This window comes from Nonomuraea sp. NPDC049624, from assembly GCF_040675255.1.
Lineage (GTDB): Bacteria > Actinomycetota > Actinomycetes > Streptosporangiales > Streptosporangiaceae > Nonomuraea.
This window is the reverse complement of record NZ_JBFAOR010000027.1, coordinates 23,819-50,406: the sequence shown is the minus strand read 5'-3', so window position 1 is coordinate 50,406 and position 26,588 is coordinate 23,819. Positions and strand designations below refer to the sequence as shown.

General features: G+C 72.5%; 22 protein-coding genes. 10 read left to right on the top strand and 12 right to left on the bottom strand.

The annotated features are described in order from the left end of the window. Positions 1 to 235: 235 nt before the first annotated feature. Positions 236 to 1,240, bottom strand: a complete 1,005-nt coding sequence (locus tag AB0J76_RS49155) for a hypothetical protein (RefSeq protein WP_352322686.1) — start codon at positions 1,238 to 1,240, stop codon at positions 236 to 238. Continuing rightward, a complete protein-coding gene (locus AB0J76_RS49150) occupies positions 1,237 to 1,692 on the bottom strand; it encodes an RNA polymerase sigma factor (RefSeq protein WP_352322685.1) in 456 nt (151 codons plus the stop codon). Before AB0J76_RS49150 ends, AB0J76_RS49155 begins: the two co-directional genes overlap by 4 nt. Before the next feature lie 1,258 nt (positions 1,693 to 2,950). On the opposite strand from AB0J76_RS49150, the gene AB0J76_RS49145 reads away from it, so the two are divergent. From AB0J76_RS49145 to AB0J76_RS49135, 3 genes are all read left to right on the top strand, one after another. Next, entirely contained in the window at positions 2,951 to 3,367 is a 417-nt protein-coding gene (locus tag AB0J76_RS49145; RefSeq protein ID WP_352322684.1) for a hypothetical protein, read from the top strand. A gap of 122 nt (positions 3,368 to 3,489) precedes the next feature. Continuing rightward, complete coding sequence (locus tag AB0J76_RS49140; RefSeq protein ID WP_352322683.1) at positions 3,490 to 6,888, top strand: WD40 repeat domain-containing protein; 3,399 nt, start codon at positions 3,490 to 3,492, stop codon at positions 6,886 to 6,888. Positions 6,889 to 7,278: 390 nt separating this feature from the next. Next, entirely contained in the window at positions 7,279 to 8,334 is a 1,056-nt protein-coding gene (locus AB0J76_RS49135) for an FAD-dependent monooxygenase (protein WP_352322682.1), read from the top strand. A gap of 75 nt (positions 8,335 to 8,409) precedes the next feature. Here AB0J76_RS49135 and AB0J76_RS49130 read toward each other — a convergent pair whose 3' ends face one another. After that, positions 8,410 to 10,272 (bottom strand): ABC transporter ATP-binding protein, encoded by a 1,863-nt coding sequence (locus AB0J76_RS49130; protein ID WP_352322681.1) that lies wholly within the window; start codon positions 10,270 to 10,272, stop codon positions 8,410 to 8,412. Between the two features lie 82 nt (positions 10,273 to 10,354). On the opposite strand from AB0J76_RS49130, the gene AB0J76_RS49125 reads away from it, so the two are divergent. The 7 genes from AB0J76_RS49125 (at position 10,355) to AB0J76_RS49095 (ending at position 18,238) form a co-directional block, all read left to right on the top strand. Further along, positions 10,355 to 11,185 (top strand): helix-turn-helix domain-containing protein, encoded by an 831-nt coding sequence (locus tag AB0J76_RS49125; RefSeq protein ID WP_352322680.1) that lies wholly within the window; start codon positions 10,355 to 10,357, stop codon positions 11,183 to 11,185. 33 nt (positions 11,186 to 11,218) lie between these two features. After that, a complete protein-coding gene (locus AB0J76_RS49120) occupies positions 11,219 to 11,386 on the top strand; it encodes a hypothetical protein (RefSeq protein ID WP_352322679.1) in 168 nt (55 codons plus the stop codon). A 36-nt stretch (positions 11,387 to 11,422) separates the two neighbouring features. Next, on the top strand, positions 11,423 to 14,065 hold the full coding sequence (locus tag AB0J76_RS49115; RefSeq protein WP_352322678.1) for a lanthionine synthetase LanC family protein: 2,643 nt from the start codon (positions 11,423 to 11,425) through the stop codon (positions 14,063 to 14,065). A 292-nt stretch (positions 14,066 to 14,357) separates the two neighbouring features. Then, positions 14,358 to 14,561, top strand: coding sequence for a hypothetical protein (locus AB0J76_RS49110; RefSeq protein WP_352322677.1), 204 nt, complete (start codon positions 14,358 to 14,360; stop codon positions 14,559 to 14,561). 80 nt (positions 14,562 to 14,641) lie between these two features. Further along, complete coding sequence (locus AB0J76_RS49105) at positions 14,642 to 14,836, top strand: hypothetical protein (protein WP_352322676.1); 195 nt, start codon at positions 14,642 to 14,644, stop codon at positions 14,834 to 14,836. A 118-nt stretch (positions 14,837 to 14,954) separates the two neighbouring features. After that, positions 14,955 to 15,437: a hypothetical protein gene (locus AB0J76_RS49100; RefSeq protein WP_352322675.1), complete on the top strand. Its 483-nt coding sequence runs from the start codon at positions 14,955 to 14,957 to the stop codon at positions 15,435 to 15,437. Further along, a complete protein-coding gene (locus AB0J76_RS49095) occupies positions 15,434 to 18,238 on the top strand; it encodes a tetratricopeptide repeat protein (RefSeq protein ID WP_352322674.1) in 2,805 nt (934 codons plus the stop codon). The genes AB0J76_RS49100 and AB0J76_RS49095 overlap by 4 nt, the downstream gene beginning before the upstream one ends. 52 nt (positions 18,239 to 18,290) lie before the next feature. Here AB0J76_RS49095 and AB0J76_RS49090 read toward each other — a convergent pair whose 3' ends face one another. Genes AB0J76_RS49090 through AB0J76_RS49050 form a run of 9 tightly spaced genes read right to left on the bottom strand, consistent with a single transcriptional unit; the run spans position 18,291 to position 26,538 of the window. After that, positions 18,291 to 19,172, bottom strand: coding sequence for an ABC transporter substrate-binding protein (locus AB0J76_RS49090; protein WP_352322673.1), 882 nt, complete (start codon positions 19,170 to 19,172; stop codon positions 18,291 to 18,293). Further along, complete coding sequence (locus tag AB0J76_RS49085; protein ID WP_364394278.1) at positions 19,172 to 20,269, bottom strand: LLM class flavin-dependent oxidoreductase; 1,098 nt, start codon at positions 20,267 to 20,269, stop codon at positions 19,172 to 19,174. Before AB0J76_RS49085 ends, AB0J76_RS49090 begins: the two co-directional genes overlap by 1 nt. Continuing rightward, complete coding sequence (locus AB0J76_RS49080) at positions 20,259 to 21,047, bottom strand: LLM class flavin-dependent oxidoreductase (protein WP_352322671.1); 789 nt, start codon at positions 21,045 to 21,047, stop codon at positions 20,259 to 20,261. The genes AB0J76_RS49085 and AB0J76_RS49080 overlap by 11 nt, the downstream gene beginning before the upstream one ends. Further along, positions 21,044 to 21,541, bottom strand: coding sequence for an NADPH-dependent FMN reductase (ssuE, locus tag AB0J76_RS49075; RefSeq protein ID WP_352322670.1), 498 nt, complete (start codon positions 21,539 to 21,541; stop codon positions 21,044 to 21,046). The genes AB0J76_RS49080 and ssuE overlap by 4 nt, the downstream gene beginning before the upstream one ends. 1 nt (position 21,542) lies before the next feature. Next, positions 21,543 to 23,003 (bottom strand): hypothetical protein, encoded by a 1,461-nt coding sequence (locus AB0J76_RS49070; RefSeq protein WP_364394274.1) that lies wholly within the window; start codon positions 23,001 to 23,003, stop codon positions 21,543 to 21,545. 32 nt (positions 23,004 to 23,035) lie between these two features. Next, positions 23,036 to 23,746 carry an ABC transporter ATP-binding protein gene (locus AB0J76_RS49065; protein ID WP_352322668.1) on the bottom strand — a complete coding sequence of 237 codons (711 nt, stop codon included), beginning with the start codon at positions 23,744 to 23,746 and terminating at the stop codon, positions 23,036 to 23,038. Next, the gene (locus AB0J76_RS49060) at positions 23,743 to 24,582 is read right to left on the bottom strand and encodes an ABC transporter permease subunit (protein ID WP_352322667.1); all 840 of its coding nucleotides are present in this window, start codon (positions 24,580 to 24,582) and stop codon (positions 23,743 to 23,745) included. The genes AB0J76_RS49065 and AB0J76_RS49060 overlap by 4 nt, the downstream gene beginning before the upstream one ends. Then, positions 24,579 to 25,571: an ABC transporter substrate-binding protein gene (locus AB0J76_RS49055; RefSeq protein WP_352322666.1), complete on the bottom strand. Its 993-nt coding sequence runs from the start codon at positions 25,569 to 25,571 to the stop codon at positions 24,579 to 24,581. The genes AB0J76_RS49060 and AB0J76_RS49055 overlap by 4 nt, the downstream gene beginning before the upstream one ends. Beyond that, the gene (locus AB0J76_RS49050) at positions 25,564 to 26,538 is read right to left on the bottom strand and encodes an ABC transporter substrate-binding protein (protein ID WP_352322665.1); all 975 of its coding nucleotides are present in this window, start codon (positions 26,536 to 26,538) and stop codon (positions 25,564 to 25,566) included. Before AB0J76_RS49050 ends, AB0J76_RS49055 begins: the two co-directional genes overlap by 8 nt. Positions 26,539 to 26,588: the final 50 nt, after the last annotated feature.

Genomic DNA, 26,588 nt, shown 5'->3' with positions numbered 1-26,588 from the left:
GACTCCGAAGGGCCATGACCTTCATCTCCCACGCAGCATTGCAATCAGAGATGTCTGCCTACATAACATTCCTCCTGCATTCGTGACACACGGAAACGATCTTCCGGCTGTCTTGGCCGACCAGGTCAGGCCCTGAACACCTTCCATCGTGCTCGATCACCTGCGGGGCGGCCTCTGGAAGTACGGCCCGGACGCGCTCTCCGTGCTCACCGCACCGCAATCCAGTACGCGTGTTCTAGAGCCGGGCCGTACAGCGGACGCATCTGGAAGGCGGCACGGGCCGCACATCGCTCCAGCCCGCCTTCCTGACGATCTCGGCGCCCCAGGCGACGCCCTCGGGAGTGAGCCGTTGCCTCCCGAGCAATCGGCCAGTCATGCGGTCGATCACGATCTGCCCCCACGGGAATTGGAGGGCCAGCCCGTCGAGCCCGAACGTCCCGGGAATGTCGTCGACCACCTTGATGCCCGGCGCCTTCGCCAGGAGAAGGTAGGCGGCAGCCCTGGTGCCAGGCGTCGCCGGCGAGTTGATGAGCCGAGAGACGGCCCCCTCCAGCCATGGCTCGCGCTCGGCGGCCACCTGAGGGTCGTAGCTTTCCAGCAGCCGTGCCCTGAGCGCCGCCGGCTCCTTGGGGAGGCTCCGCAGCTCTGTCAACGTCGGCTTCAGTCCATCGGCGAGCTCCAGCCCCAAGTCCAGGTCCGCCGAGCCGTATGCGGGCATGTTCTTGTCGCACCCCCGCGCGGGGCACAGCCTGGGGGAGCCGTCCTGCCGCCACGCTTCCAGGCCCTCGGCCGTGTACGGCTTCGACGAGATCGGCTCGTGCCAGCCGTAGACCTCGCGGTTGGGGCCGAAGGCGAGGACCTCCATGGCCCGTTCCTCAACCTTGTAGTCATTGCCGTTCACCGTCCTCATGACATGCTCGGTGTCGCGTCGCCAGAAGCGGCCCTTCGCCTCCGGTGTCGCCGCCAGCCTGGCTGCCGCAGCTTCCAGTCTCTGCATGGGCGTGACCGCGACCGGGTCCGATGCAGGTCGGGGTACGAGGATCACCACCGCGCCGACGATGAGCGCGACGGCCGCCGCGACGAGCGCCATCCCTGTCCACGACCTCCTGCCCGCCCGTACCACGGACACGGAGGGTGCCTGTGCAGCTGCGAGCACCCGCTCCCGCGCCGCCGTCAGCTGGTCGGCCGACGGGGGTGGCACATCGGGCATCACCGAGTCGATGACCTGGAACTCGTTCATCCCAACACCTCACGCAGCTTGGTCCTGGCCCTGCTCAACCGGGACGCGACCGTCCCCGAGGCGATGCTGAGCGCCGCCGCCACCTCGTCGTATCTCAACCCGCCGTACGCGATGAGGAGCACCACGTCGCGTTCCCCCTTCGACAGCCGCGCCAGCGCCCCGGCCAGCCGATCAACCGTCACGCCCGCACTGAGCCTGTCCACGATCCGCTGGTCATGTCCCTCGTCGTCAGGTGGCGGCCCTGTCCTGGCCATGGCGCGGTACCTGCGCACCTCGGCGCGCCGGTGGCGGCCGATGAGGTTGGTCGCGATGCCGTACAGCCACGGCCTGACCCCGCCCATGGCCGAGTCGAAGTGTTCGCGTTGCCTGAAGGCGATGAGGAACGTCTCCGCGGCGAGATCCTCGGCCACATCGGGGTCGAGCCTGCGACCGATGTAGCGCCGGATCTCCACGTAATGGGCTTCGATCCTGCCAGCCTGCACCCGCCGTCGCGCTCAGTTCCTCCTGCCGCTCGCGGTGCCGCATCAGCACTTGCACGGTCTCTCGATCCAGGGCCACTATCCGGCATCTGGCGGCGCTCTTCGGCGGGTCGACCATGACCTGGCTGTCGGCGTGCACTCGCTGCGGCGCCACCGTCAGCTCCGCACGTTGCAGGTCGACGTCCGTCCAGCGTAGACCGGCCAGCTCGCCCCGCCGCAGGCCGCACAGCGCGGCCAGCCTTGGGCGGCGTACAGGCCGTCCTGTGTCAGGTCGGTCAGGAACGTCGCGAGCTGTTGTTCTGTCCACACCGCTGTTGCCGGACGTTCTCCTGACTGTTGCCAGCCAGCTGCCCGTCCGGCTGTCCCGATCACCGGATGAGGTCGACGGGGATGAGGCAGTTCGGTTTCGGTAGTGGCCTTGAATGCCAGCCCTACGCCGACACGAAGGCATACGCTGACTTCCCGTCAGGTACCGCGACATGAGGTCGACTGAGGGCAGATTGATGCTGACGTGGATCGAGGCTGTGGCATCCGGGGCAGCCGGTGGACTGATCGCCGAAGCAGTCGTCACCTACGGACGTCTACGAAACTGGCAAGATGCGCGACATGCGGCGCTGGCTGCAGAGACACCGCTCCCACCGCTCGGCAGGTTCATCGATCCGCTTGCGGACTCACTCGCCGCACTCATGCGCGTGGCGATGGGAGGCGCGGCCGGGTGGCTGCTCCACACCGAGGTCACCGGTATCTACGCAGCGGTGACCGTGGGAGCCGCCGCCCCGGCACTACTGGCCCAGATCGGCCGTGCGGCCACACCAGTCGAGGCTCTCCGCGCACCCGGCGAAGCTCCGCTGGAGACACCTCCGACGCCAGCGGATCAAGGGGGAGCGCCTCCCGTCCCCAGAGAGGCGTCGTCATGAGCATGAGCTCGGTCGTCCGGCGCTCCTGGCGCTCGTTCACTGGTGGCGCGGTCGCCCACCGCCCGCTGACGGGGGCTCGCGCCCGCACGGGGTACAGGCTGCGGCAGCGGCTATGGGCCTCGTTCATCGGCGCCGACCTGCCCTCCGCACCGTCCGCCAGCGAGCCTTGCCTCCGGGAGGAGCCAGCCGGGAACCCGCATGCGCCTTCCAAGGCTGCGCGTGATCGGTCACGTTCTCAGCCGCTGGGTCCGGGTTGGTTTCATCTCCCACAGCTCCCGCGGGCCGGTGGCTTGGCCGCCGCAGGAGGCGACACCGTGCTGCTGGAGGCATCGTCCCCGGACGGTGCCGCACGGTTCATCGTGCGGGGGAACAGGGACTCCGTCCCTGGGTACAGCTTGGAACTTGTGGTGCACGGCATCGAGGGCACCGCGCCCCTCATGACGGCGGTCAGGTACGCCGACGGGGCCGGTTCTGGGCGAGTGCTGCTCGTGCCTGTGGTGCGGAGGCGTTTTGGCCAAGCTGCCTCGTACGTCCGGCTCCCGGGGTACGTCGGGGAGGAGTGGACGGCTTCCCTGGTACCGGTGACGCCGGACAGTACGTGGGACGTCGCGACGGTCACGCTGTCGGTCGACGCCTCGCTCAATGACGCGACCCGTGATGCCTGGCGCGAGGTGCGGGAGCTGATCTCGGACGCCGGTCTTCGTCGCGCCATTGACCAGGAACTGCGATGACCGGGCCAACGGGGCCTGGGCATCCCGCGAGTACTCGGGAGGCAGCCCCCTCAAAGGCCGTGGCGACGCGCCGGACGGGCCGGCGCTGGCCCACGATCCGCGGCGGCCCTGCGGCTCGGGCAGTGGTCGAGAACGTGCTGGAGCGGGCCTCCGGCCCGCAGGCTGCAGTTCGGGAGATGCTGGGCGAGTCGGCGCTGTGGTGGAGCTGCTGCAGCGAGGCGGTTCGCGACGATCCGGCGTGGCTCGCCGGTCGCGGCTGCGAGGAGCTGCACGCCTGGCTCAGGGCGACCGCGCCGGACCAGGAGCGCGCGGCCGTGGTACGAGCCGATCACGCCCTCCTCCTGGCCAGGGCGCTCGTCGCGCCGAAGGACGGTGCCGAGGAGTACGACGACGAACTCGTGCGACTGCTCGAAGCGTGGGAGGACAGCGGGCTGCTGTGCTCCGAAGCCGCTCCTGGGCCCGCAGAGCCCTCCGGCAAGGGACTCGCCGAGCTCTCGCCCCGTCTCGCCGGCGGGATCGACACGCTCCTCCAACGAAGCCGGCAACTGCGCCGTGCCGCGGCTCTGGGCGGGCCGTCGCCGGTCGCCGAGAGACTGCTGGTGATCGCCGCGCTCATGATGGCGGGCGTCGCACCGCGCGGGCGCCCTGTCGTACGGGTCCCGGTGGTCTTCGGCCGCTCACGCGGGCGGAACGGGGAGATCTCGGACGTGGAGGGCGTCACCGGCATCCTGGAACTGCGCGAGTTCACGCCGGGACCGGCAGGGCTGTATCCCGACCCGCGAACGATGGACGGGGTGTGCAGCCCGAACCCCCAGTTCGCCTCCGCGCTGGCCACGGCCTGGCACCTGGCCGGTACGCAGGCAGAAGGACACTGCGTGGTGTGGCGGATCATCCTGTCCGACGAGTCCCTGCTCCCGGAACGGATCGAGGGGCCCTCTCTCGGCGTTGCCTTCGCGCTCGGGCTTCGTGCCCTGCTGCGGAGCCGGTCCGGTGCGGGCTGGCTCCGGGACGTCTTCTTCGGACTGCGCCCGCGCACTGTGGTGACGGGCGCCCTCGACGCGGACGGTCGCTTGCTCAGGGTCGCGGATTTGGACGCGAAGCTGCTCGCCGCGCGCCGCAAGGGCTTTCGGCTGGTGGTGCCCGAGCCTAACCGGCTCGAAGTCTCGGCGACTGCTCCCCGTCCCGGTGACGTGAGGTTCGCCGCCACACTGCGCGAGGCCGACCGGTACGCCCGGCAGTTGCGCGCTGGTCGCATCGCCGTCACAGCGCTCGTCCTCGCCGCCGTGACGGCGGGAGCATTCGGCCTCCACCAGCGCGATCTCGCCTGGACCCAGCAACAGAACGCGCTGTTCAGCCAGGTTACGGCGCGAGCGGACCAGCTACGCGCCACCGATCCTTCGCTCGCGGCCAGGGTCGACATCGAGGCCTATCGACTGAACCCCGCCGGCGATGGTTACACGCGCCTGATCGAAGACGCGAACAAGCCCCTGTCCACTGTCCTTGAAGGTTTCTCCCTTAGCGTCCACAAGGTGGCCTTCAGCCCTGATGGCCATACGCTCGCCGCCGCCGGCCGGGACCACGCAAAGGACACAGGCGTCGTGCGGCTCTGGGACATGACGAACCCGGCACATCCCATCCCGCTCGGCAAGCCCCTCAAGGTTCCTGGGACTGCCTGGATGGTGTTCAGCCCGGCTGGAGACGTACTCGCCACATCCGCCGGCCCGCTCGGCAACGCCGGAGTACGACTGTGGGACATCACGGATCCCACCCGTCCCCGCGCGCTCGGCGATGCCCTCCCGGACACCGTCGGTGGCAGCCCGCTGGCGTTCAGCCCTGACGGGCACACGCTGGCCACCGGCACCCGCAGCTACACGGAGGAACAACTCTGGGACGTGCGCGACCCCGCCCGCCCGGTCCCGCTGGGCCACCCCCTCAAGCACGCGTCCGCAGTCAACGTCGTCACGTTCAGCCCTGACAGCCGGTCCCTCGTCACCTCCTCCGTGGAGGACGGTGCACGGCTGTGGAACGTCACGGACCCCGCGCACCCTGTCCTGCTGGGCAAGATCTGGGACGCTCTCGGCGTCGCGCTCTTCACACCGGACGGCCACACCCTCGCCGTCGGCGACGGCGGCACCGTCCAATTGCTGAACGTGACCGACCCGGCGCGGGTGGTCGCCTTGGGCGGTCCTGTGACGAGTTTCCTCGGTGATATCCATGCGATGGCGTTGAGCGCGGACGGCCGCACGCTCGCCACCCCCGGCGAAGAGCGGACGTTCCGGCTGTGGAACATCGCCGACCCCGCTCATCCGTCGTCCATCGCTCCGCCCATGCCCAGCCGGGGCATGGGCAACATGTCATTCGCCCCCGATGGCCGCACAGTCGCCACCATTGACGGTGACCGCGTGGTGCGTCTGTGGCACCTGCCCACCGCCCTGCTGACCGGCCACACGAAAGTCGTCATCTCGACCGTGCCCTCTCCGGACGCCCGCATCCTCGCCACTGCCTCCGCCGACAACACCGTGCGACTGTGGAACACCTCGGACCCGGCGCACCCCACCCCCCTCAGCATGATCAACGGCTTCAGCGACGCCGTCATTTCCTTGGCGTTCAGCCGCGACAGCCGCATCCTCGCCACCCTCCCCAACGGCGAGAGACGCGTGATCCTCTGGAGCCTTGAGGAACCGACCAAGCCCGCTGTGCTCTCACAGATCCACTTCCCCTTGGGAGCTGGGACCGGCGTCTCGTGGGTGGAGTTCAGTCCCGACGGGCAGACCATGGCCATTGCCATCAGCACCTCCGTCGTCGGCGGCGAACACAGCGTGCGACTCTGGGACGTGTCGGATCCCGTCCACCCCCGGCAACGCGGCAAATCGATCAACACTGACGGTGACGGCGCCTACGGTCCGATGCAGATCCGCTTCAGCCCCGACGGCCGCACTCTGGTCATCGCCGGGCGCTACACGTCCAACACGGTGCAGTTGTGGGATGTGAACGATCCGGACCACCCGATCCGCTCGGGGCCCCCCATCGCCGGCGGCGCAGGGTCGATGGCACTCAGCCCGGACGGGGCCACCCTGGCCACGGTCAGCTCAGCCCCGGTCAAGGACGGCCCGGGAGACGGTGACGTCAAGCTGTGGGACATCTCCGACCGCAACCACCCCACGCTCCTCGGGCCGCCGCTGAGCGGCTACACCGGCGATGTCACCGCCCTGGCCTTCAGCCCCGACGGGCACACTCTCGCCACCAGCGGAGACGGGGTGCGCCTATGGAACGTCAGGGACCCGGCCCACCCTGTGGCGATCGGCCGGCCCCTCGCCATCAGCACTGCCGAACTCACCTCACTGGCATACGTCCCCAACAGCCAGATTCTCGCCACCGGCGGACGGGACAACACGGTGCGATTGTGGCCGCTGGCAGTGGACGTGAGCGTCCGCCGGATCTGCACCAACACCGACACCCCGACCCGCCCGCAGTGGCAGCGCTACCTGCCCGCGCTCCCTTACCACTCCAACTGCGGCTGACAGTGAATCGCCGGATCACTCGTCGGACTCCGTGGCCCGTGCCTGCCGGGCGCGGGTACGCCGACGAGACGGGCTCGGTGGCGTCATCTGTGAGTACTCACATGCGCTTGAGCTGCATGGATGTGATTTTCGGCAGGCGTGGAGCGCCACCATCCCGATTGATGGTCGTGGATACGTGCGAACAGTCGGCCGGGTCCGGCGTGGTGTAGCGCGCAAGGTAGCGTGCTGCGCGCATATAACTACTCTGTGTCAAGTGAAGTGCGGAAGGTGATTTGTGTCGGTGGCGGGCCCGCCGGCCTGTATTTCGCGATCCTGATGAAGCTGCGCGATCCTTCGTGTGACATATCCGTTTTCGAGCGCGATCCGGCGGGTTCGACGTACGGCTGGGGCGTGACGTACTGGGGCAGCCTGCTCGACCGGCTGTACGAGAACGATCGCGAGTCGGCCCGCGCCATCGGAGAGGCGTCCGTGCGGTGGCATGACGGGATGGCCCTGATCGGCGGCCGCACCACCACGCACCGCGGCGACGAGGGCTTCGGCATCGGCCGCCACCGGCTGCTCGGCATCCTGGCCGACCGGGCGATCGCACTCGGCGTGCGGGTGGAGTTCGAGCGCGAGATCCTCGGCGAGGTCCCGGACGCCGACCTGGTGGTGGCCGCCGACGGGGTGAACAGCCCGCTGCGCGGCTGCCACGACTTCGGCACCGAGATCGTCACTGGGGGCAACACCTACATCTGGCTCGGGACCACCAAGGTCTTCGACGCCTTCACCTTCGCCTTCGTGGAGACCGAGCACGGCTGGATCTGGTGCTACGGCTACCCCTTCGACGACGAGCGCAGCACCTGCGTGATCGAGTGCGCGCCCGCCACGTGGCGCGGGCTCGGGCTCGACCGCGCCGACGAGGCGGGCAACCTGCAACTGCTGGAGAAGCTGTTCGTCGACCTGCTCGACGGGCACCGGCTCATCGGGCGCGGGCAGGGCGTCGCGCAGTGGCTGCGCTTCCGGACCGTGACGAACCGCACCTGGCACCGCGGCAACCTCGTCCTGCTCGGCGACGCCGCGCACACCACGCACTACTCCATCGGCGCCGGGACCACGCTCGCGATCGAGGACGCCATCGCGCTGGCCGGCGCGATCGAGCGTCACCCCGCCCTGGCGCCCGCGCTCGCGGCCTACGCGCGGGAGCGCAAGGCCGCGCTGTTGCCGGTCCAGAGCGCCGCCCGCTACAGCGCGCGGTTCTACGAGGACCTGCCGCGCTACCTGCGCCTGGAGCCCGCGCAGATGTTCGCGCTGCTCGGCCAGCGGCACTCGCCGCTGCTGTCGTACATGCCGCCGCGGCTGTACTACCGGCTCGACCGGGCGGCGAGCCGGATGGAGGCGCTGCGCAAGATCAAGCGCCGGGCCGGGCACTGGATCGCCGGGTCACTGCAGTCGTTGTCGGGCTGACGGGGTCGGCGCAGGTCGACTGTGCGGGCTGCGGTCCGTGCACAACCTGTGCGCCCTGCGCCCGGGGCGGGGGTCCTACCGGTACGCGCTGGCCTGCAGCGTGTACAGGTCGGCGTAGAGGCCGTCGCCGTCCATCAGGGTCTCGTGGGTGCCGTGCTCGACGACCCGGCCGCGTTCCAGCACGTAGATGCGGTCGGCGTAGCGCACGCTGGCCAGGCGGTGGGTGATGAGGATGACCGTCCGGCCCTCGGCGTGGTCGCGGATGCGCTCGAACAGGGCGTGCTCGGCGCGGGCGTCCAGGGCGGCGGTGGGCTCGTCGCAGATCAGCAGTTCGGCGTCCCGGTGGAAGCCGCGGGCGACCGCGATGCGCTGCCACTGGCCGCCGGACAGCTCCTGGCCGTCCTTGAACCGCCGGTCGAGCAGGGTGCGGTAGCCGTGCGGCAGCGCGGCGACGACCTCGTCCGCCCCGGCCACCGACGCCGCCGCGTGCAGGGCGGGCTCGCCTCGGCCGGTGCCCATCGTGATGTTGTCCCGTACGGTCAGCGGCCACCGGGTGTGGTCCTGGGCGATCACCGCGGTACGGCGGCGCAGGTCGTCGGGGTCCACTTCGGCCAGGTCGGTGTCGTCCCAGCGGACCACGCCCGACTCCGGGGCGTACAGGCCGGCGAGGATCTTGGCCAGCGTGGTCTTGCCCGAGCCGTTCTCGCCGACGAGCGCCACGACCTCGCCGCGCTCGATCTCGACGGACACCCCGCGCAGGGCGGGGGCGGCGGCGCCGGGGTAGGTGAAGGTCACCTCGCGGGCGGTGAGGCGGTCGAACCCCGCCGGGGCGGGACCGCCGCCGGGCCTGGGCAGGCGGCGCTCGGCGTCCGCGCAGAACTGCAGGAAGTCGGTGAAGTACAGGCCCTGCTCGTAGAGGCTGTTGGTGGCGAACATCAGGTTGCTCAGCGACTGCTGCCCCGACCTGATGGCCAGGACCGCGGTGCCCGCCACGGCCAGCGGGATCGCCCCCACCGCGAGGAGCACGCCGAGCGCGGCGTAGACCAGCCCGGCGCCGAGCCCGCCGAGCGCCTGGCCCACCAGCCTGGCGACGGTCTGGCGGCGGGCCAGCCGGAGCATCACGTCCTGCTCGGCGCGGGCGACGGCGTCGTACAGGCGCAGCAGGAACGGGCGCATGGTGAACGAGCGGAGCTCCGCGGCCGGCTCCCGTTCGGCCAGCAGCTCGGCGACGATCCACTTGCGGCGGCGGGCGGGGATGAGCCCGTGCATGGTGGTGTAGCGCATGCGGGCGCTGCGCACGGCGGCCCAGGTGTCGGGCAGCACGGCCAGCAGGAGCAGCGGCAGCAGCGCGGGGTGCAGCACGCCGAGCACCCCGGCCGTGGCGGCGATCCCGATCAGGGCGGTCATCACGTCCACGGCCTCGGAGACGACCGAGTCGGCCACGACCGCGCCGCGGTTGTTCGCCCGTTCCAGCGCGTCGTGGAAGCCGGGGTCGTCGTAGGCGACGAGCTCGACGTGGCTGGTCAGGCCGTACAGGCGCTGCTCGGTGGCGCGGGAGATCTGTGGGGTCAGCCGGGCCTGCGCCCAGCCCGCGCCGCCCTGCACGGCGGCGCCGAGCGCCGCCGACACCCCGACGAGGACGAGGCTGGGCAGCGCGGCCATCACCCGGTCGGGGGTGGGCCCCTGGCTGAACAGGGCGGTCAGCACGCCGGTGGTGGCCAGCAGCCCGAACGCGGTGAACACCCCGCCGAGCAGGTGGAGCCCGATCGCGGCGGCGGTGTCGCGGCGGCTGGCCGTCCAGGCGATCCGCATGGCCCGGGCGACCAGGGAGGGCAGGCGGCGGGCGACCGTCAGGAAGCCGACCTCGGCCATGGTGTCGGAGTGGGGGTACCAGTCGGCGACGGAGACGTCGTGGAGTTCGAGGGGTTCGTCCGGCATAGGCCGAGTGTGCGTCGCGAGAGCGACGGTGATCAACAAGAACTCCACAGATGCTCAACACGACGATGATCATGATCGGCCGGTGCAGGACCCTCTGGAATCGCCCTGGCCGCCTACGTCCGGGAGCGTGGCGCACCGCGCCCGGCACTGGTACCAGCTCGGACACGAGCCGGGCCTGCCCGGCGGGCACGTGCTCTATCCGCACGGGCTGGCACACCTCGTCATCGTGCTGGACGGCGGGCCGTGCGAGCCGGCGGTCTTCGGGCTGCGCACCCGGCCCGTCGAGGTCGGCGTGCCGGTCGGGGCGCGCAGCCTGGACGTCTGCATGACGCCGCGCGTCGCCCACGCCGTGTTCGGGCTGCCGATGAACCGGCTGGTGGACGCGCCCGTGGAGCTGCGGGAGGCGACCGGTCGCGCAGGGGAGCGGCTGGTCGGGGCGTTGCGCGCGGCGTCGTCCTGGCCGGAGGTGTTCGTGCTGGCCGACCGTTTCCTGCGCGACCGGCTCGGCGGGTACGTCCCGGAGACCGACGTGGTCACCCGGGCGTGGCGGCTGCTCGCCGGCCGCGGGGGCCGGTTGCCGGTGGCCGAGCTGTGCCGGCGGACCGGCATGAGCGAACGCCTGCTGGAGCTGCGCTTCCGCGAGCAGGTGGGCCTGCCGCCCAAGGCGTCGGCGCGCCTGCTGCGCCTGTGGCGGGCCCTGCGCCTGCTGGCCCGTCGCCGGCCGGGCGCTCGGGTGGCGATCGAGTGCGGCTTCTACGACCAGGCCCACCTGGCCCGCGACTGCAAGGCGCTGACCGGACGCCGTCCGTCCTGGTTCGCGCGGGCTGATCGTGCCGTTCGGCAACATGTCGAACATTTCGGGTTTGTCCAAGACTGGCTCGTCGGCGTGGGTGACCATGACGAAGGCGGGTGATCGGCACCCGCCCACGAGGGGAGAGGCAAACCGATGACGGCGCTTCTGGAACTGGAACCGCGGCTCGCCGGCGAGACGACGATCGAGCCCGCCGCCCTGTTCGACGACGAGTACGGCAGCCTGCACCTGCGGCTGGGCTGCGTGCCCACCTGCATCTGCCGCAGCGGATCGAGCAACTGCCAGCGCTCGACGGTGGTGTGACGGAGCCTCGGCCGGACCAGTCGATCACTCGCACCGATGATGACCGACACTGATCACGAGCAGATCGAACGCCTTGTGCGGCGCCTCGCCGAGGGGCGTCCACACACCGTCCGTAGGAGCTCGCTGTGGCTGATGGTGGACGTCCCGGCGTTCGATCTGCCCGACCACGGGTGGAAGCTGCACCTGTCCTCGCGGGAGTCCGGGTACGCGGAGTTCGCCGAGTTCGTCGTCCCCGCGCTGCTGGACCTGGGCTGCCCCTTCAAGCTCGCGCGCACCCCCGTCCTGCTGGGCGCGCTCAATGACGGGCTTCGCAACCCGGCCGCCGTCGGCAAGGCGTGCACGGTCTACCCGCCGCAGGACCGCGTCCGCGAGATCGGGCTGTCGCTCGCCGGGCTGCTGCGGGGCCGCAAGGGGCCGCGCGTGGTGAGCGACCGGCGGGTGGCCGACGACGCGCCCGTCTACTACCGGTACGGCCCCTTCATCGCCTCCTGGCACGCCAACGCGGGAGGCCAGGTCGCCACCCGCCTGTACGGCCCCGCCGGCGAGGTCTTCGACGGCGAGGCGTCCCTGACCTACCGCCAGCCCCCGTGGGCCGAGGACCCGTTCACCGGCGCCGCCGCCGGCCCGACCGGCCAGGCGGTGATCGGCGGCCGGTACCGGATCACCGCCGGCGTGTACGAGTCCGCCCGGGGCAGCGTCTTCCGCGCGCTCGACGAGCGGAACGGCTCGGCCGTCGTCGTCAAGCAGGCCAGGGCGTACGTCCTGGAGTCCGAGGACGGGCTGGACACCCGCCTGCGGCTGCGCAACGAGCGGCGGGTGTTGTCGATGCTCGGCGACGTCGAGGGCGTGCCGCGTTTCCTCGACCACTTCCGGCACGGCGACGACGAGTTCCTGGTGATCACCGACGCCGGCGAGCGCAACCTGGAACAGGACCTGCTGGCCGCCGGGCGTTATCCGCTCGCCGCCGAGGACCCGCCGCCCGGCCGTGCCCTGGAGGACCTGGCCTGCTCTCTGGCCCGCACGCTCTCGCAGGTTCACGAGCGCGGCGTCGTCATGTACGACCTGGCCCCCAAGAACGTCGTCACCGGCGCGCGGCCCTTCCTCGTCGACTTCGGGTTCGCCGCGGCCGGCGGCCTGCACATGAAGGGCGGCACCTTCGGCTACATGCCCGAACGGCAACGCCGCCGGATGGAGCCGCTGGACCACGACGACTGGCACGGGCTCGGCATGACTCTGTGGTACGCGGCCGGCTTCCAGCAGCCGGTCGAGTCCGACGACGACTTCGACCTGCCGCGGCGGCGGGCCCTGCAGCAGATCCACCGCGCCTTCGGGCCGGCCCCGCAGGGCGTGATCGGCGCGATCGCCGAGCTGTTGAGCGGCGACCCCGACCGCGCCCGAGCGGCGGCCCGTGCCCTCGCCCACGACGGCGGCGCCACCTTCCGCGTCCTCTACCGCCCCTCTTCTGGCTCTTCCAACTCTTCCGGCTTCTCCGGCTTCTCCGGCTCCTCCGGCGCGGAAGGCGGTGGTGACGGGGCCGGCGGCCGGGCGGAGACCGAGGGCGTGCCGGAGCTGCCCGCGCCGCCGCACGTGGACCGCGCCCTGATCGCCGACCTGGTCCGCAGCGTCCGGGCCGACCTGGTGGCGCAGACGGCGACGGTGATCGACGGCCACTCCGACTCCTCGGCCGAGCACGACGCCAGCCTCTACAGCGGCTCGGCCGGAGTGGCGGCCGAGCTGCTGCGGCACCGCGCCGACCCCGACGTGGCCGCGCTCCTGCCCCGGCTGCTGGAGCATGCCAGGACCACCGCCGCCCGCACCGCGCTCCCGCACGGCCTGTACGCCGGCCGTACGGGCGTGGACCTCGTGCTCCAGGAGGCCGGGGTCTGCCCGCACCCTCCGGTGCCGGGCGAGGACTGGACCCCCGAGGGCCCCGACGTCATCATCGGGGCCGCCGGGGTCGGGCTCGGCCACCTGATCCTGCACGGCCGGGGGCTCGGCGACGACCATCTGCGGGTGGCCGAGCGCTGCGTGGAGCTGATCGCGACCGGCACGGCGCCGTCGCCGTACACGAGCGAGCGGTATCCGGAGACGGCCGGGTTCGAGACCGCCGTGGGCTACGCGCACGGCCTGGCCGGCGAGATCGACTTCCTGCTGGAGTACGCCGAACGCACCGGCGAGGACAGGGCGGCGGAGCTGGCCGCCGTCAAGCTGCGCGAGCTGGCCGGGCGCACCGAACCGCTGCTGGCCAAGGCGGCGGGACGGGCGGCGATGCCGCTCGCGATCTCCTGGTGCCAGGGGCACGCCGGGGTCGGGCGGGTGCTGCTGCGGGCCGGGACCGTGCTCGGGGAGCCGCGCCACACCGAGTTGGCGGTCCGGTGCGCCGAGGTGTGCCTGGGCTGGCTGCCCCGGCTGGTCGTGGTCGGGCCGTGCTGCGGCGTGTCCGGGGTGGGCCACCTGCTCGTGGACCTGGCCGTGGCCACCGGCGAACCGCGCTACCGCGACGCGGCCCGCGACGCCGTGACCCAGCTCCTGCTGCGCAGCGGCGGCACGCACGACCGTCCCGTCTTCGTCACGGGGCTGCCGGGCGAGGGCGGGCCGTCGTGGGCGCAGGGGCTCACGGGCGTCCTGACGTTCCTGCGCCGCCTGCGCGACGACGGCGGCCCGGTCCTGCTCTCCTGACCACACCCGGCGGCGAGGCAGAAACCGTGGGCGCGAACACCGTGGGCGCGAACACCGTGGGCGCGAACACCGTGGGCGCGGAGCCCGTGGGCGCGGCACCTCGACCTCGCTCGCCGGCCTCAGCGTGACCGACGCCCGCCCCTGGCTCGCGGCGTCACCTCCGAACGGTCCGGGCGGCCGGTTGTCGCGCGCCGCCGGCCGCCCGGCTCTCTTCCCTCAACTCGCTAGGCAGCCCGCTACGACGGCTCTACGCCGCGCTGTGGCTGACCTCGGTCTCGTCCAGGCGTGGCAGATGTGGTTCGACAACGTGCAGGTGAATCAACACACGCTCCATGGATGGTCGATCCTGGCCTTGGGGCGTGCGGGCAAGCTGGTCACCTTCGCCGCCGGCTTGACGATCATCCTCGACATCGCGGGACAGCAACGTCTCACAGCCGTCGCCACATGGCTTGCCGTGAACGCGATCGAGCCGACCTCCTGCTCTTCGGACTCCTGATGACCGTCTGGTGGTTCGCCCTGGCGGCGCTCACTCCCGACTGGCGACCTCCGAACGCGGCTGTTGGGATACTCACGAACATGGCCATCGGGCTGATCGGCACCGTTGTCGGTGGCTTCGCGGCCTGGTGGGCATGGCTGGGCACGCGCTTGCTGATGGGCTGGACACTGGCGAACCTGGCCAAGTGGCTGGAGCATCCACAAGCTGTGCACTTTCGTGTCCTGTCGCTGGTGGCGCTCGTGGTCGGCTTCCACTTCGACCTGCTCAGCTCATAGGCGACGCCGGAGACGTATCCGGCTGCCGGCCGCCACGGCCTGCCTCCAGCACGCGCAGGCTGGTAACGCCTTCGCTACTTCAGGTCCGCCGCCGCCGGCTCCGGGGCACCCTGGAGACATGTCGAAGACGTCGTCCGGGGCAGGACGCGCGACGAAATCGCAGCTGTGGCGGGTTGTGGCGATCGCCGCGGCCGTCGTGCTGGGGCTCTGTCTGGTGGCTGGGGTGCTGTGGTTCTTCGCCGATCCCTTGCACCTGCCCGACCAGGTGCTGCAGGTGCTGGATCAGCGGGCAAGCGTGGTCGGCATGTTCACCGGCATGGCGCTGGGCGCGGCGGCCCTGCTGGTGGCGGTGCTGGCGTTGCGTGCGCAGTTGCGCGCCGAGCAGAGCCCGGCAGCGGCCGGGCAGAGCCCGGCAGCGGCCGGGCAGGGTGCACCGCCTGGGGTGCCGGACTCCAGCGAGCGGACGGTCGCCATCGGCGGAGACGATTCCGGCATCGCCTCGACCGGTGACGGCGCGCGGAACGTGCAGATGCGGGCCGAGGCATCCGGGGAGGGCCGGGTGTACCAGGCAGGCGGCGACCAGACCATCAACGAGCGATGACCACCACCCCGCTGGACGAACCTCGGGAGCGGCCGGACGTCCAGATGGATGGCAGCGCTCGCGAGCACGGCCGAACGTACCAGGCGGCCCACGACCAGATCATCAACGAGATCACCCACCAGGGCCCGCGGCGGCCGCTGCCTCCCGTCGGCGCTGTGCGGGTTCCGGCGGGGTTGTCGGGCCTGCCGCGCCGCCCCGCGGCCGCCTTCGTCGGCCGGGCCCCGGCCATGACGGCTCTGCGCCGGACGCTGCGGGACACGACGGCCGCGGGCCTGATGAGCCAGGCCGTGCTCGGGCTGGGGGGCGTCGGCAAGAGCGAACTGGCCCTGCAGTACGCCTGCCACCACCACGACGAGTATCAGCTGGTGTGGTGGATCGACGCCGACGGCCCCGACCGGATCCGGGCCGGCCTGGCCGCCCTGGCCAGGGCGCTGACCTGTGGCGTCGACTCGATCGCCGCCGGGCAGACGACCGTCGAGGAAGCCGCCGCCTGGGCGTTGAGCTGGCTGGCCACCCACCCTGGCTGGCTGGTCGTGCTCGACAACGTCGAGGAGGTCGCCGACGTCGAGCCGTACCTGGCCCGCCTCGTGCACGGCCACGTGCTGATCACCACCCGCCGCGACGTCGGCTGGCAGCACCTGAACGTCACCCCGCTCCGGCTGGAGCTGCTGACCCGCGAGGCGGCGATCGGCCTGCTGGCCGGCCTGGTCGGCCCGCCGGACTCCGCCGACACGGGCAGGCTGGCGGAGCTGGCCGAACAGCTGGGGGATCTGCCGCTCGCGCTGACCCAGGCCGGCGCCTACATCGCCCGCACCCCTCGCATGAACCTGGCCGCGTACCTGCGGCTGCTGAGCGACATCCCCGCCAGGATGTACGCCACCACCGCGACCGCCGGGGGCGACGCCGAGCGCGTGGTGGCCAAGGTGCTGACGCTCAGCCACCTTCGCATCCAGGCCGTCAACCCCCTGGCCATCGACGTGCTGAACCTGCTTGCCTGTTTCGCCCCCGACAACCTGCCCGGCTCCGTTCTGGACGGCCTGCCGGAGACCGACCAGATCGAGGTCGGCGACGCACTGGCACTGCTGGAGTCCTACAGCCTGATCACCATCGCCCGCGGCCCCGTCGAGCTCGTGCCCGGTGAGCCCGAGGACCTCGTCAGCGTGCACCGGCTCGTCCAGGCCGTCACTCTGCACCAGCTCACCCCCGCCCAGCGCGATCGAACGCACCGCATCGCGTCGGATCTGATCCTGTCCGCGCTCCCCGACGATCCGGACACGATCGGTGCCTGGCCCGCCTACCAGGCACTCCTCCCGCACGCCCGCGCCGTGCTGCCGGGGGGCTCACCCGGCCTGAACCGGCTCGTCACCTACCTCAGCGCCAGCGGTGACTACGCCAACGCCGTCCGGCTCCAGCAGGACATCTACACCCATGCGGCGGCAACGCTGAGCGCCGAACACCCCGTCATCCTGTCCATCCGGCACAACCTCGCTTACTACACGGGGCAGGCGGGGGACGCGGCCGCCGCCCGCGACCAATTCGCCGCGCTGCTCCCCGTCGAAGAACGCGTCCTGGGGGCGGACCATCCCGACACCCTGACCACCCGGCACAACCTGGCCCGCTGGACGGGGGAGGCCGGGGACGCGATCACGGCCCGCGACCAGTACCCCGCCCTGCTCCTCATCCACGAACGCGTCAAAGGCGCGGAACACCCCGACACCCTGACCGCCCGGCACAACCTCGCCTACTGGACCGGGCGGGCCGGGGACGCGGCCGCGGCCCGCGACCAGTTCGCCGCCCTGCTCCCCGTCCACGAACGCGTCCAGGGCGCGGAACACCCTGACACCCTGACCACCCGGAACAACCTGGCCCGCTGGACGGGGGAGGCAGGGGACGCGGCCGCCGCCCGCGACCAGATCGCCGCGCTGCTGCCCATCAGGGAACGCGTCCAGGGCGCGGAACACCCTGACACTCTGGCCACCCGGGCCAACCTGGCCCGCTGGACGGGGGAGACGGGGGACGCGGCCGCCGCCCGCGACCAGTACGCGGCGCTGCTCCCCGTCGAAGAACGCGTCCGAGGGGCGGAACACCCGGCCACCCTGATCACCCGGGCCAACCTGGCCCGCTGGACCGGGCGGGCGGGGGACGCGGCCGGCGCCCGTGACCAGTACGCCGCGCTGCTCCCCGTCCACGAACGGGTCCAGGGCGCCGAACACCCTGACACACTGGCCACCCGCGCCAACCTGGCGCGCTGGACGGGGGAGGCCGGGGACGCGGCCGCCGCCCGCGACCAGATCGCCGCGCTGCTGCCCGTCCGGGAACGCGTCCAGGGCGTAGAGCACCCCGCCACCCTGACCACCCGGGCGAACCTCGCCCGCTGGACGGGCGAGGCGGAGGCTGACGCGGCCGCCGCCCGCGACCAGTACGCCGCGCTGCTCCCGATCGAAGAACGCGTCCGGGGCCCGGAACACCCCCACACCCTGACCACCCGAGCCAACCTGGCCCACTGGACCGGGGAGGCGGGGGCCGACGCGGCCGCCGCCCGCGACCAGTACGCCGCCCTGCTCCCCATCCACGAACGGGTCCAGGGCCCCGAACACCCCCACACCCTGACCACCCGGCACAACCTCGCCTACTGGACCGGGCTGGCAGGGGACGCGGCCGCCGCCCGCGACCAGTACGCCGCGCTGCTCCCCATCCACGAACGCGTCCAGGGCGCGGATCACCCCCACACCCTGGCCACCCGGCACAACCTCGCCTACTGGGCAGCGCGAACAGCGGAGACGGAGCCGAGTGACGGATGATCGTCGAAGGCCGGTCTCTCCGCTGCCGCGTGGGCGGCGGTGCGGGCAGGAGTCACCGGGTTCGCGTCACCAGCTCGCCGATCTCGGGGAGGACGGCGTCCGCGACCGTGATCTTCCGCTGGATGAGCCCGTTGGCGTGGAACAGGTCGGCGGCGTGCTGCTGCTCGGCGACGAACTCCGCGCTGACCGGGTGCAGCCCCCACGGGCGGGTGCGCAGCGCGTGCTCCCACGCGTCCAGGTCGCCGTCGAACAGGGCCGCGGCCTCGCGCGGGTGCTCCTCCGTCCAGCGGTCCGCCCGCTGCAGCGCGGTGACGATCCTGGCCAGCTCCTCCGGCTGTTCCTGGGCGAAGTCGCGGCGGGTGAACCAGAGCGAGCGGTGGCTGAACAGGCCCTCGGTCTCCACCAGCGTCCGGGTGCGCGACTCGACCGGCGTCAGGTCCGGGTAGGAGCCCACCCAGGCGTCCACGTCGCCGTTCACGAGCAGCTCGGCGGCGTTGCCGTAGGCGTCCACCGGGACGATGTCGCCCCACCCGAGCCCGGCCCGCTCCAGCGCCAGCAGCAGCAGGGTGGTCTGCCAGGAGCCGTGCCCGAGCGCCACCCGCCTGCCCTTCAGCTCCGCCACCGAGCCGATCGGGGAGTCGTCCCGCACCACCAGGCGGCCGTTCTCGACCCGCGGCCCCGAGATCGCCACGTACACGATGTCGTGCCCCTTGGCCTGGGCGGTGACCGGGGGCGTGGAGCCGGTGCCGATGAAGTCGTATCCGCCGTCGAACAGGTGGTCGCCGTGGGCGGACGGCAGGGCCCGGGTGGGATCGACGCGCTCGCCCCGGCCGAGGGCGTTCAGGTCCACCCATTCGACGTCGGGCAGCAGGTCGCGGTGGCGGGCCATCCAGAGCGTGTTGTTCTGCGGGAAGAAGCCGACCTTGGCGGTCATCAGGAGCGTCCTTTCAGTAGCGGCAAAACGTGGCGGCCCACGCGGCGGGCCTCTTCGAGATGGGGGATCCCGGCCAGGATGAGGGCGTCCACCCCGAGGTCAAGCAGCCGGTCGAGCTGGTCGGCGACCTGGTGGTAGTCGCCGACCAGGCCGAAGGCCGGGCCGTCGCGCAGCTGGCTGAACCCGCCCCACACGTGGGGGGCGACCTCCAGGGCGCGGGGGTCCCCACCGGCTCCGGCGAGGAAGGCGCGGCTGCGCCGCACGCCGACGGAGTCGCCCTCGCCGGCGTCGCGCTCGCGCGGCCGGGCCCGCCAGCCGGCCTCGATCTCCGCCCACGCCTCCTCCTCGCTCTCCCGGGCCAGCAGGTCCACCCGCACGGCGAACCGGGGCGGCGTGGCACTGTGCGCGCGCACCGCGTCGAACTTCTCCTTCAGCGCCTCGAACGGCTCCAGCCAGGACAGGTAGTAGTCGGCGTGCCGGCCGGCGGCGTCGATGGCGGCGGGGGAGGAGCCGGAGAAGAAGATCTCGGGGAACGGCTGCCCGGCCAGCTCCTCCGGCAGCCCGGCGTTCTCCACCTGGTAGAAGCGGCCCCGGTGGGTGTGCCCGCCCTGCCAGACGCCCTTGAGCACGTCCAGGAACTCCGAGGTGCGCGCGTAGCGGTCGTCGTGGTCGACCTTGTCGCCCCACCAGAGCTGCGCCGGGCCGCCGCCGCCGGAGATGACGTTGTAGACGATCCGGCCGCCGGTGGCCCGTTGCAGCGTGGCCGTCATCCGGGCGGCCTGGACGGGGTGCAGGAAGCCGGGCTGGAAGGCCACCATGAAGCGGTACGACGTGGTCTCGCGGGCCAGCGTCGCGGCGGCGGCCCACGGGTCGTCGGTGTGCGGGAAGTTCGGCAGCAGCCCGCCGGTGAAGCCGCTGTCCTCGGCGGCCCTGGCGACCTCGGCCATGTAGTCGGCGTGGGTGTAGCCGTCGTCGCGGCCGTCCCTGGTGCCGGGGGCGGTGCCGCCGGGGGCGAAACCGCCTCGGCTGCGGACGCGGCGGCGCAGCGAGGGCTGGTCGCCCTCCATGTGGATGCGCCAGTAGATGTCAACGGTCAACAGACCGCTCCTTCACGTGCTCGCCAAGGCGGTAGACGTCCTCGGTCTGGAGGAAGAACTCGGTGACGCCGAGCGCGGCGTACTCGTCGGCGGCCTCGACCGAGGGCAGGCGCACGCCGTAGCGCAGGCCGGGCAGCTCGGGGACGAGGGCCGCCACGTCGTCAGCGGCCGCGAAGACGTGCACGTCGGCGTGGCGGCGCGACAGCTCCAGGGCCTCGGGCGAGGCGCCCGACAGGTGCACCTCGGGGAAGGGCGGGGACGACAGCGGCGCGCCGAAGCCGCCCTTGACCACTTCGTAGAAGTCCCCGGCGAAGTCGAACGGGCCGCCGCCCCAGACGCCCTTGGCCACGGTGAGGAACTCGTCGGCGCGGGCGAACCGGGCGGCGCCGGTCAGGAAGTCGCCCTGCGCCCTGGCCACGGCCGGGTCCAGGTCCACCGCGAGCCGCCAGCCGAGCCGTCCGGCGGAGAAACGCTGCAGGGACGCCGACAGCTTGGCCGCGTAGACCGGCGTGGCCACGGCGGGGTGGAACTCGGCGACGACCCGCAGGTGGCGGGTGCGGCGCAGGGCGTTGGCGGCGACGACGAGAGATTCCTGGCCGGCGGCGTCGAAGGGCGAGAGCGCGCCCGCCCACCCGGACAGGTCCGCGGCCACGGCGGCCCGTCCAGCGGGGTCGGTGAGCGCCGGCCGCACGTCGGTGACGAAGGCCGGCAGCTCGGCGGGGGCGGGGCTCGCGGTGGGCAGGACCAGGTGGAAGCGCGCGGTGCGGTGCGTCGTCATGCCGCCGCCCCCAGCGGGACCTCTTCCAGCAGGGCGTCGATGCGCGGGAGCAGCTCCCCGGCCAGCGGCTCGATCTGGGTGTCCAGCACGAACAGGCCGCGCGTGACGTGCCGCGCGCCGAGCACGCTCAGCACCGGGCGCAGGGCGTAGTCCACGGCCAGCAGGTGGGCCGGGGTGCCGCCGGTGGCGATCGGCACCACCGTCTTGCCGGCGAACGCGCCCTGCGGCAGGACGTCCAGGAACGCCTTCAGCAGGCCGGTGTAGGACGCCTTGTAGATCGGGGTGGCGACGACGATCGTGTCGGCCGCGGCCACCTGCGCGGTGGCGTGGGCCAGTTCGGTATGGGCGGTGTCGCCGCGCAGCAGGGCCTCGGCGGGCAGGTCGCGAAGGCGCAGGACGGTGGCGGGCCGGCCCAGCCGCCCGGCCAGGTGGTCGAGCAGGCGTACGGTGCGCGAGGCGGCCGATGGGCTGCCGGAGATGAGCAGGACGGACATGTCAGATCTTTCCTAGGGGTTCAGCGGAAACGGGCGGCGTCCGGGTCGGCCGCGGCGACTGGCCCGTCTCGTCGAGGAAGCCGGGCGGCGGCAGGTGGTACGGCGGCTCGGCGCCGACCGGCAGGAGCGCGGGCTCGCGGTCGCGGGAGTCGAACTCCGCGCCGACCGCCGCCAGCGTCTCGGGCTGCTCGACCAGCGTGACCGCCGCCGTGGCCAGGTAGCGGGCGGCGGCCAGCAGCCCGGCGTGCGCGATCGGGGTGCCGGTCGCCGCGGTGGCCGCCCACGAGTGCAGGGGCACCCCGAGCGGCACCACGGCCGCGACCAGGCTGAGGTGCGGCGCCGTCCAGCTCACCTCGGAGGTGTCGCTGGACGGGCCGCCGAGGTCGGGACCGGCGGGCGGGCGCAGCGGCAGCACCTCGCCGGCCAGGCCGGCGGCCGGCCGGCCGATCGCCGCCTGCAGCCGCCGCGCGAACGCGTCGTCGGCGTCGGTGAACGCCGGCGGCCCCAGCTCGCTCATCGTGTGGTGCAGCAGCTCGGCGCCCGCCCGGTTGCCGAGCCCCTGCCTGATGGCGGTGACCAGGCGGTGCTCCAGCCGGGTCCCGCTGCCGGCGGCGGCGGCGTGGGCGCAGGTCACGACCTGGTCGTAGAGGGTCCTGGCGGCGGCGGCCGTGGACTCGCGGACGTAGACCCACACCGTCTGGAGGTCGGGGGTGACGTTGGGGGCGCCGCCGCCGCTGATCATGTAGCTGACCCGGCCGGAGGGGGAGACGTGGCCGGCGCGCAGGCGCTCGACCATCTCCGTCAGCAGCAGCGCGCCGTCCAGGCCGCTGCGGGTGCCCAGCGGGTTCGAGCCGTGGCCGGGCGAGCCGAGGAAGGAGAACGTGGCCGAGTACAGGGCGCTGGTGACGTCCCAGCCGGTGCCGGTGACGGGGGCGGGGTGCCAGTCGAGGAAGGCGTCCAGCCCGTCGTAGGCGCCGTCGCGCACCGCGTACGCCTTCCCGACCAGGTGCTCCTCGCCGGTGGAGGCGAACACCTTGATCGTGGCCCGGTTCCCCAGTGCCGTGGCGGCGGCGATGGCCGCGCCTGCCGACGCCGCCGCCAGGGCGTTGTGGCCGCAGCCGTGGCCGGGGCCGTAGGCGGGGGCGTACTCGTCGCCCTCGACCGTGACCGGCTCGTGCCGGGCCGCGCCGGCGCGCTGGGACAGGCCGGGCAGGGCGTCGTACTCGACGTTGAAGCCCAGCACCGGCCCGCGGTCGCCGTGGGTGGCGACGAACGCGGCAGGAAGGCCGGCCGTGCCCCACGCGATCGTGAAGCCGTGCGCGCGCAGGAGCGCGGCGGTGGCCAGGGCCGAGCGCCATTCGCGCAGCGACGGCTCGGCGTAGGCCCAGATCCGGTCGGCGAGCCCGGTCAGCGCGGCGGCGTTCCCGGCGATCCAGCCCGCCGCCGTCGTGGTCCTGCTCATGGCCCTGCTCACGGCACTTCTCCCGGGCGCCGTCATGGCGCCGCTCCCGCGTGGGTGTCCACGCCGAGGTCGGCGAGCAGCCGGCGGCGCAGCTCGACGAAGTCGGGGTCGGTGCGGTCGCGCGGCCGGTCGAGCTCGACCGGCACATCGGTGACGAACGTGCCCGAGCGCAGCACCGCGATCCGGTCGGCGAGCAGGATCGCCTCCTCCACGTCATGCGTGACCAGCACCACGGCCGGGCGGTGCCGGGCGCACAGCTCGGCGATCAGGTCCTGCATGTGCAGCCGGGTCAGGGCGTCCAGCGCGGCGAACGGCTCGTCGAGCAGCAGCAGCTCCGGCTCGCGTACCAGGGCCCTGGCCAGCGCGACCCGCTGGGCCTCGCCGCCGGACAGCGTCGCGGGCCAGGCGTCGGCGTGGCCGCTCAGCCCCACCTCGGCCAGGGCCGCCAGGCCCTTGGCACGGGCGGCGCGGCCCTGCCCGATGATCACGTTGGCGAGGGCGCGCTTGGACGGGACGAGCCGCGGCTCCTGGAAGACGACGGTGCGCACCGGCGGCACCAGCACGCTGCCGCCGCCGGCCGCGTCCAGCCCGGCCAGGATGCGCAGGAGCGTGGTCTTGCCGGTGCCGCTCGCGCCGAGCAGCGCCAGGAACTCGCCGCGCCGCACGTCCAGATCCACCCCGTCGAGCACGGCGCGTTCGCCGAAGACCTTGCGCAGCCCCCGGGTGCGTACGGCGAGGCTCATCGGATCGTCACCGCCCTGCGCCAGGGCATCGTGACCCGCTCGGCCAGCCGCAGGGCCAGGTCGGCGGCGAGCCCGATCACCGCGTACAGCAGCACGCACAGAGCGAGGATGTCGGTGCGCAGGTAGTCGGTGGCCCGGGCCATGAGGTAGCCGAGCCCGGCCGTCACGTTGATCTCCTCGGCGGCGATGAGCGCGATCACGCTGAGCGTGGTGGACAACCGCAGCCCGGCGAAGATCGACGGCAGCGCGCCCGGCAGCACGACCTCGCGGGCGATGGCCAGCCGGCCGAGCCCGAACGAGCGGGCCGCCTCGACGACCTTGCGGTCCACGTTGCGCACCCCGCTGGAGACGTTGATGTACATGGGGAACGTGCAGGCCACCCCGATCAGCAGGATCTTGGACGCTTCCTCGATCCCGAACCACACGATGAACAGCGAGGTCAGCGCCAGGAACGGGATGGCGCGCAGGGCCTGCATCGAGGAGTCGACGAGCTCCTCGCCGAGCCGGGTGAAGCCGGAGACGACGCCCAGCGCCAGCCCCGTGGAGGCGCCCAGCAGCAGGCCGAGCCCGGCCCTGGTGACCGACACGCGCAGCGCCTCGGGGAGCTGGCCGTCGGCCCACAGCTCGCCGAAGGTGTCGACGACGTCCTGAGGGCCGGCGAGCACGTCCTGGGTGAGGGCGCCGGTGGCGGTGGCCGCGTACCAGGCGGCGAGCAGCAGGACGGGGCCGGTGGCGCGCAGCGCGAGCGTGACGGCCGGGTGGCGGCCGGACGAGCGCGGCGGCTGGGGGGCGACGAGCCCTTCGACGCCGGCCTCCGTGTGCGTGGCCAGGCTCATGACCGGGCGCTCCCGAGCGTGGTCACGTCCACGACGTGCTGGGAGACGTCCAGCGGCGCGGTGAGCACCTTCTGGTCGAGAAAGAACCTCGCCACGTCCTGATATTTCGTGATTTCGGCGGCGGTGACCGCCTGGGCGGGCCTGCCCTTCTTCTGGATGCCGACCACGAGCTCCTTCTGCTCGCCCTGCACGGCCTGCGGGCCGGTCTGGGTGAAGACGTTCAGGTACGCCGCCGGATCGGCGATCTCCTTGGCGCTGCCCTCCTTGATGAACGCGAACAGCGCCTTGACCACCTCGGGATGCTCCTGCAGCAGCTTGTTGGCGGCCACGTAGATCACGTAGTTGTCCGACTTGATCGCCTCGCCGTCGGCCAGGACGCGCGCGTCCAGATCGGTGACGGCGGGGATGAGGAAGGTGGAGAAGGTGGACCAGGCGTCCACCTTGCCCGAGCCGAAGACCGGCGCGGTCTGCGGCGGCGGCAGGTAGACCCGCTTGACCTTCTCGACCGGCACGTCGAACGTCTGCAACGCCTTGAGCAGCAGGTACTCGCTGGTGCCGCCGTGCCCGACGGCCACGCTGCGCCCGGCCAGATCGGCCACGGACCTGATCGGCGAGTCCTTCTTCACCACGATGCCCTCCCCGGCCAGGTCGGGCGGGACGGTGGCGAAGATCTTGAAGCTGGGCTTGACGGCCAGCGCGGTGACGCCGGAGGTGATCGAGCCGGTGGCGATGTCGAGCGAGCCCGCGTTGATGGCCTGGGCGGCCGGGGCGAACACGGAGAAGTCGCCGGCCCACTTGACCTTGGCGTTGACCTTGGCCAGGGCCGCGTCCAGGCTGCCGTCCTTCTTCGCGACGGCCAGGAAGCCGCTGTTGCCGGGGTCGGAGATGCGCACGACGACCTGCTCCTGGCCGGCGGCGGTGGTGGTGTCCTGGCCGCCGCAGGCCGTGGCCAGGAGGGCGAGCGGAAGGGCGAGCAGCAGCTTACGCATGGGTGACTCCTTGGAGCGGGGTGTGGTCGGCCCAGGCGGCGACGTCCACGGGTGATTCGAGGAAGCCGTGGCCGCGCAGGAAGCGCTCCTGCTCGGCCAGCAGGTCGAGGCGTTCGGCGGACAGGTCGAGGTGGAGGGAGGCGCCGGGGCGGTAGGCCGCGGCCACGCCGGTCGCGCCGGCGCCGGTCTCCGCGCCCAGGATCCTGGCCACCTCGGACGGGTGCGCGGCGGCCCAGTCCGCGGCGCGCAGCAGGACGGCCAGGAAGCGGGTGACCACCTGCGGATGCTCGTCCAGCAGGCGCTGGTGGACGGTGATCGGGCGGGGGGTGCCGTTGTTGATCCGCGCGCGCCGGTCCGGCACGGCGTCCAGGTCGATGCCCACCTCCGCGCCGTGGCGCAGGGCGGCCTCGACGGCGAGCGCGCCCTTGACGTAGACCGCGTCCACCCGGCCGGCGGCCAGCGCGGCCAGCTCGGCCTCCCACTGGCCGCCGCCCGGCTCGGCCTCGACGTCCACCAGCTCGGCGTCACCGAGCCCGAGCCCGGCCAGGGAGAGCGCGCCGTGGAAGCCGCGCAGGGCCATGGCCCGCCAGAAGTCGATGGCGATGCGATGCCGGGGCGCCGCCAGCCGCAGGCCCTTGAGCTGCTCGGGGCTCTCCAGGGCGGTGCCGCCGCGCACCAGCACGACCTGCCGCTCCTCGATCCAGGTGAGCCCGATGAGCCTGGTCGCCTCGCCGCGCGAGCGCGCCCACAACGCCGGCACGTTGCCTCCCTCGCGGAACAGGCCGGTCAGGGCGTGGGTGTAGTGGGTCTCGCGGGGCACGCCGGGGTCGTCGTCCTGCAGCGAGCGGACCTCGATCCCGTCGCCGGCGAACTCTTCCGCCAGCCAGCCCTGGTCGGCCGCGATGCCTGTGGCGGTGGGGACGGGACAGCGGGTGAACCAGATGGCGTCGAGTGCGGCTGTGGTCATGGGCAGAGTTTGCTTGTAAATTGGTAGGGAATGCAAAGATTGTCCCGCGA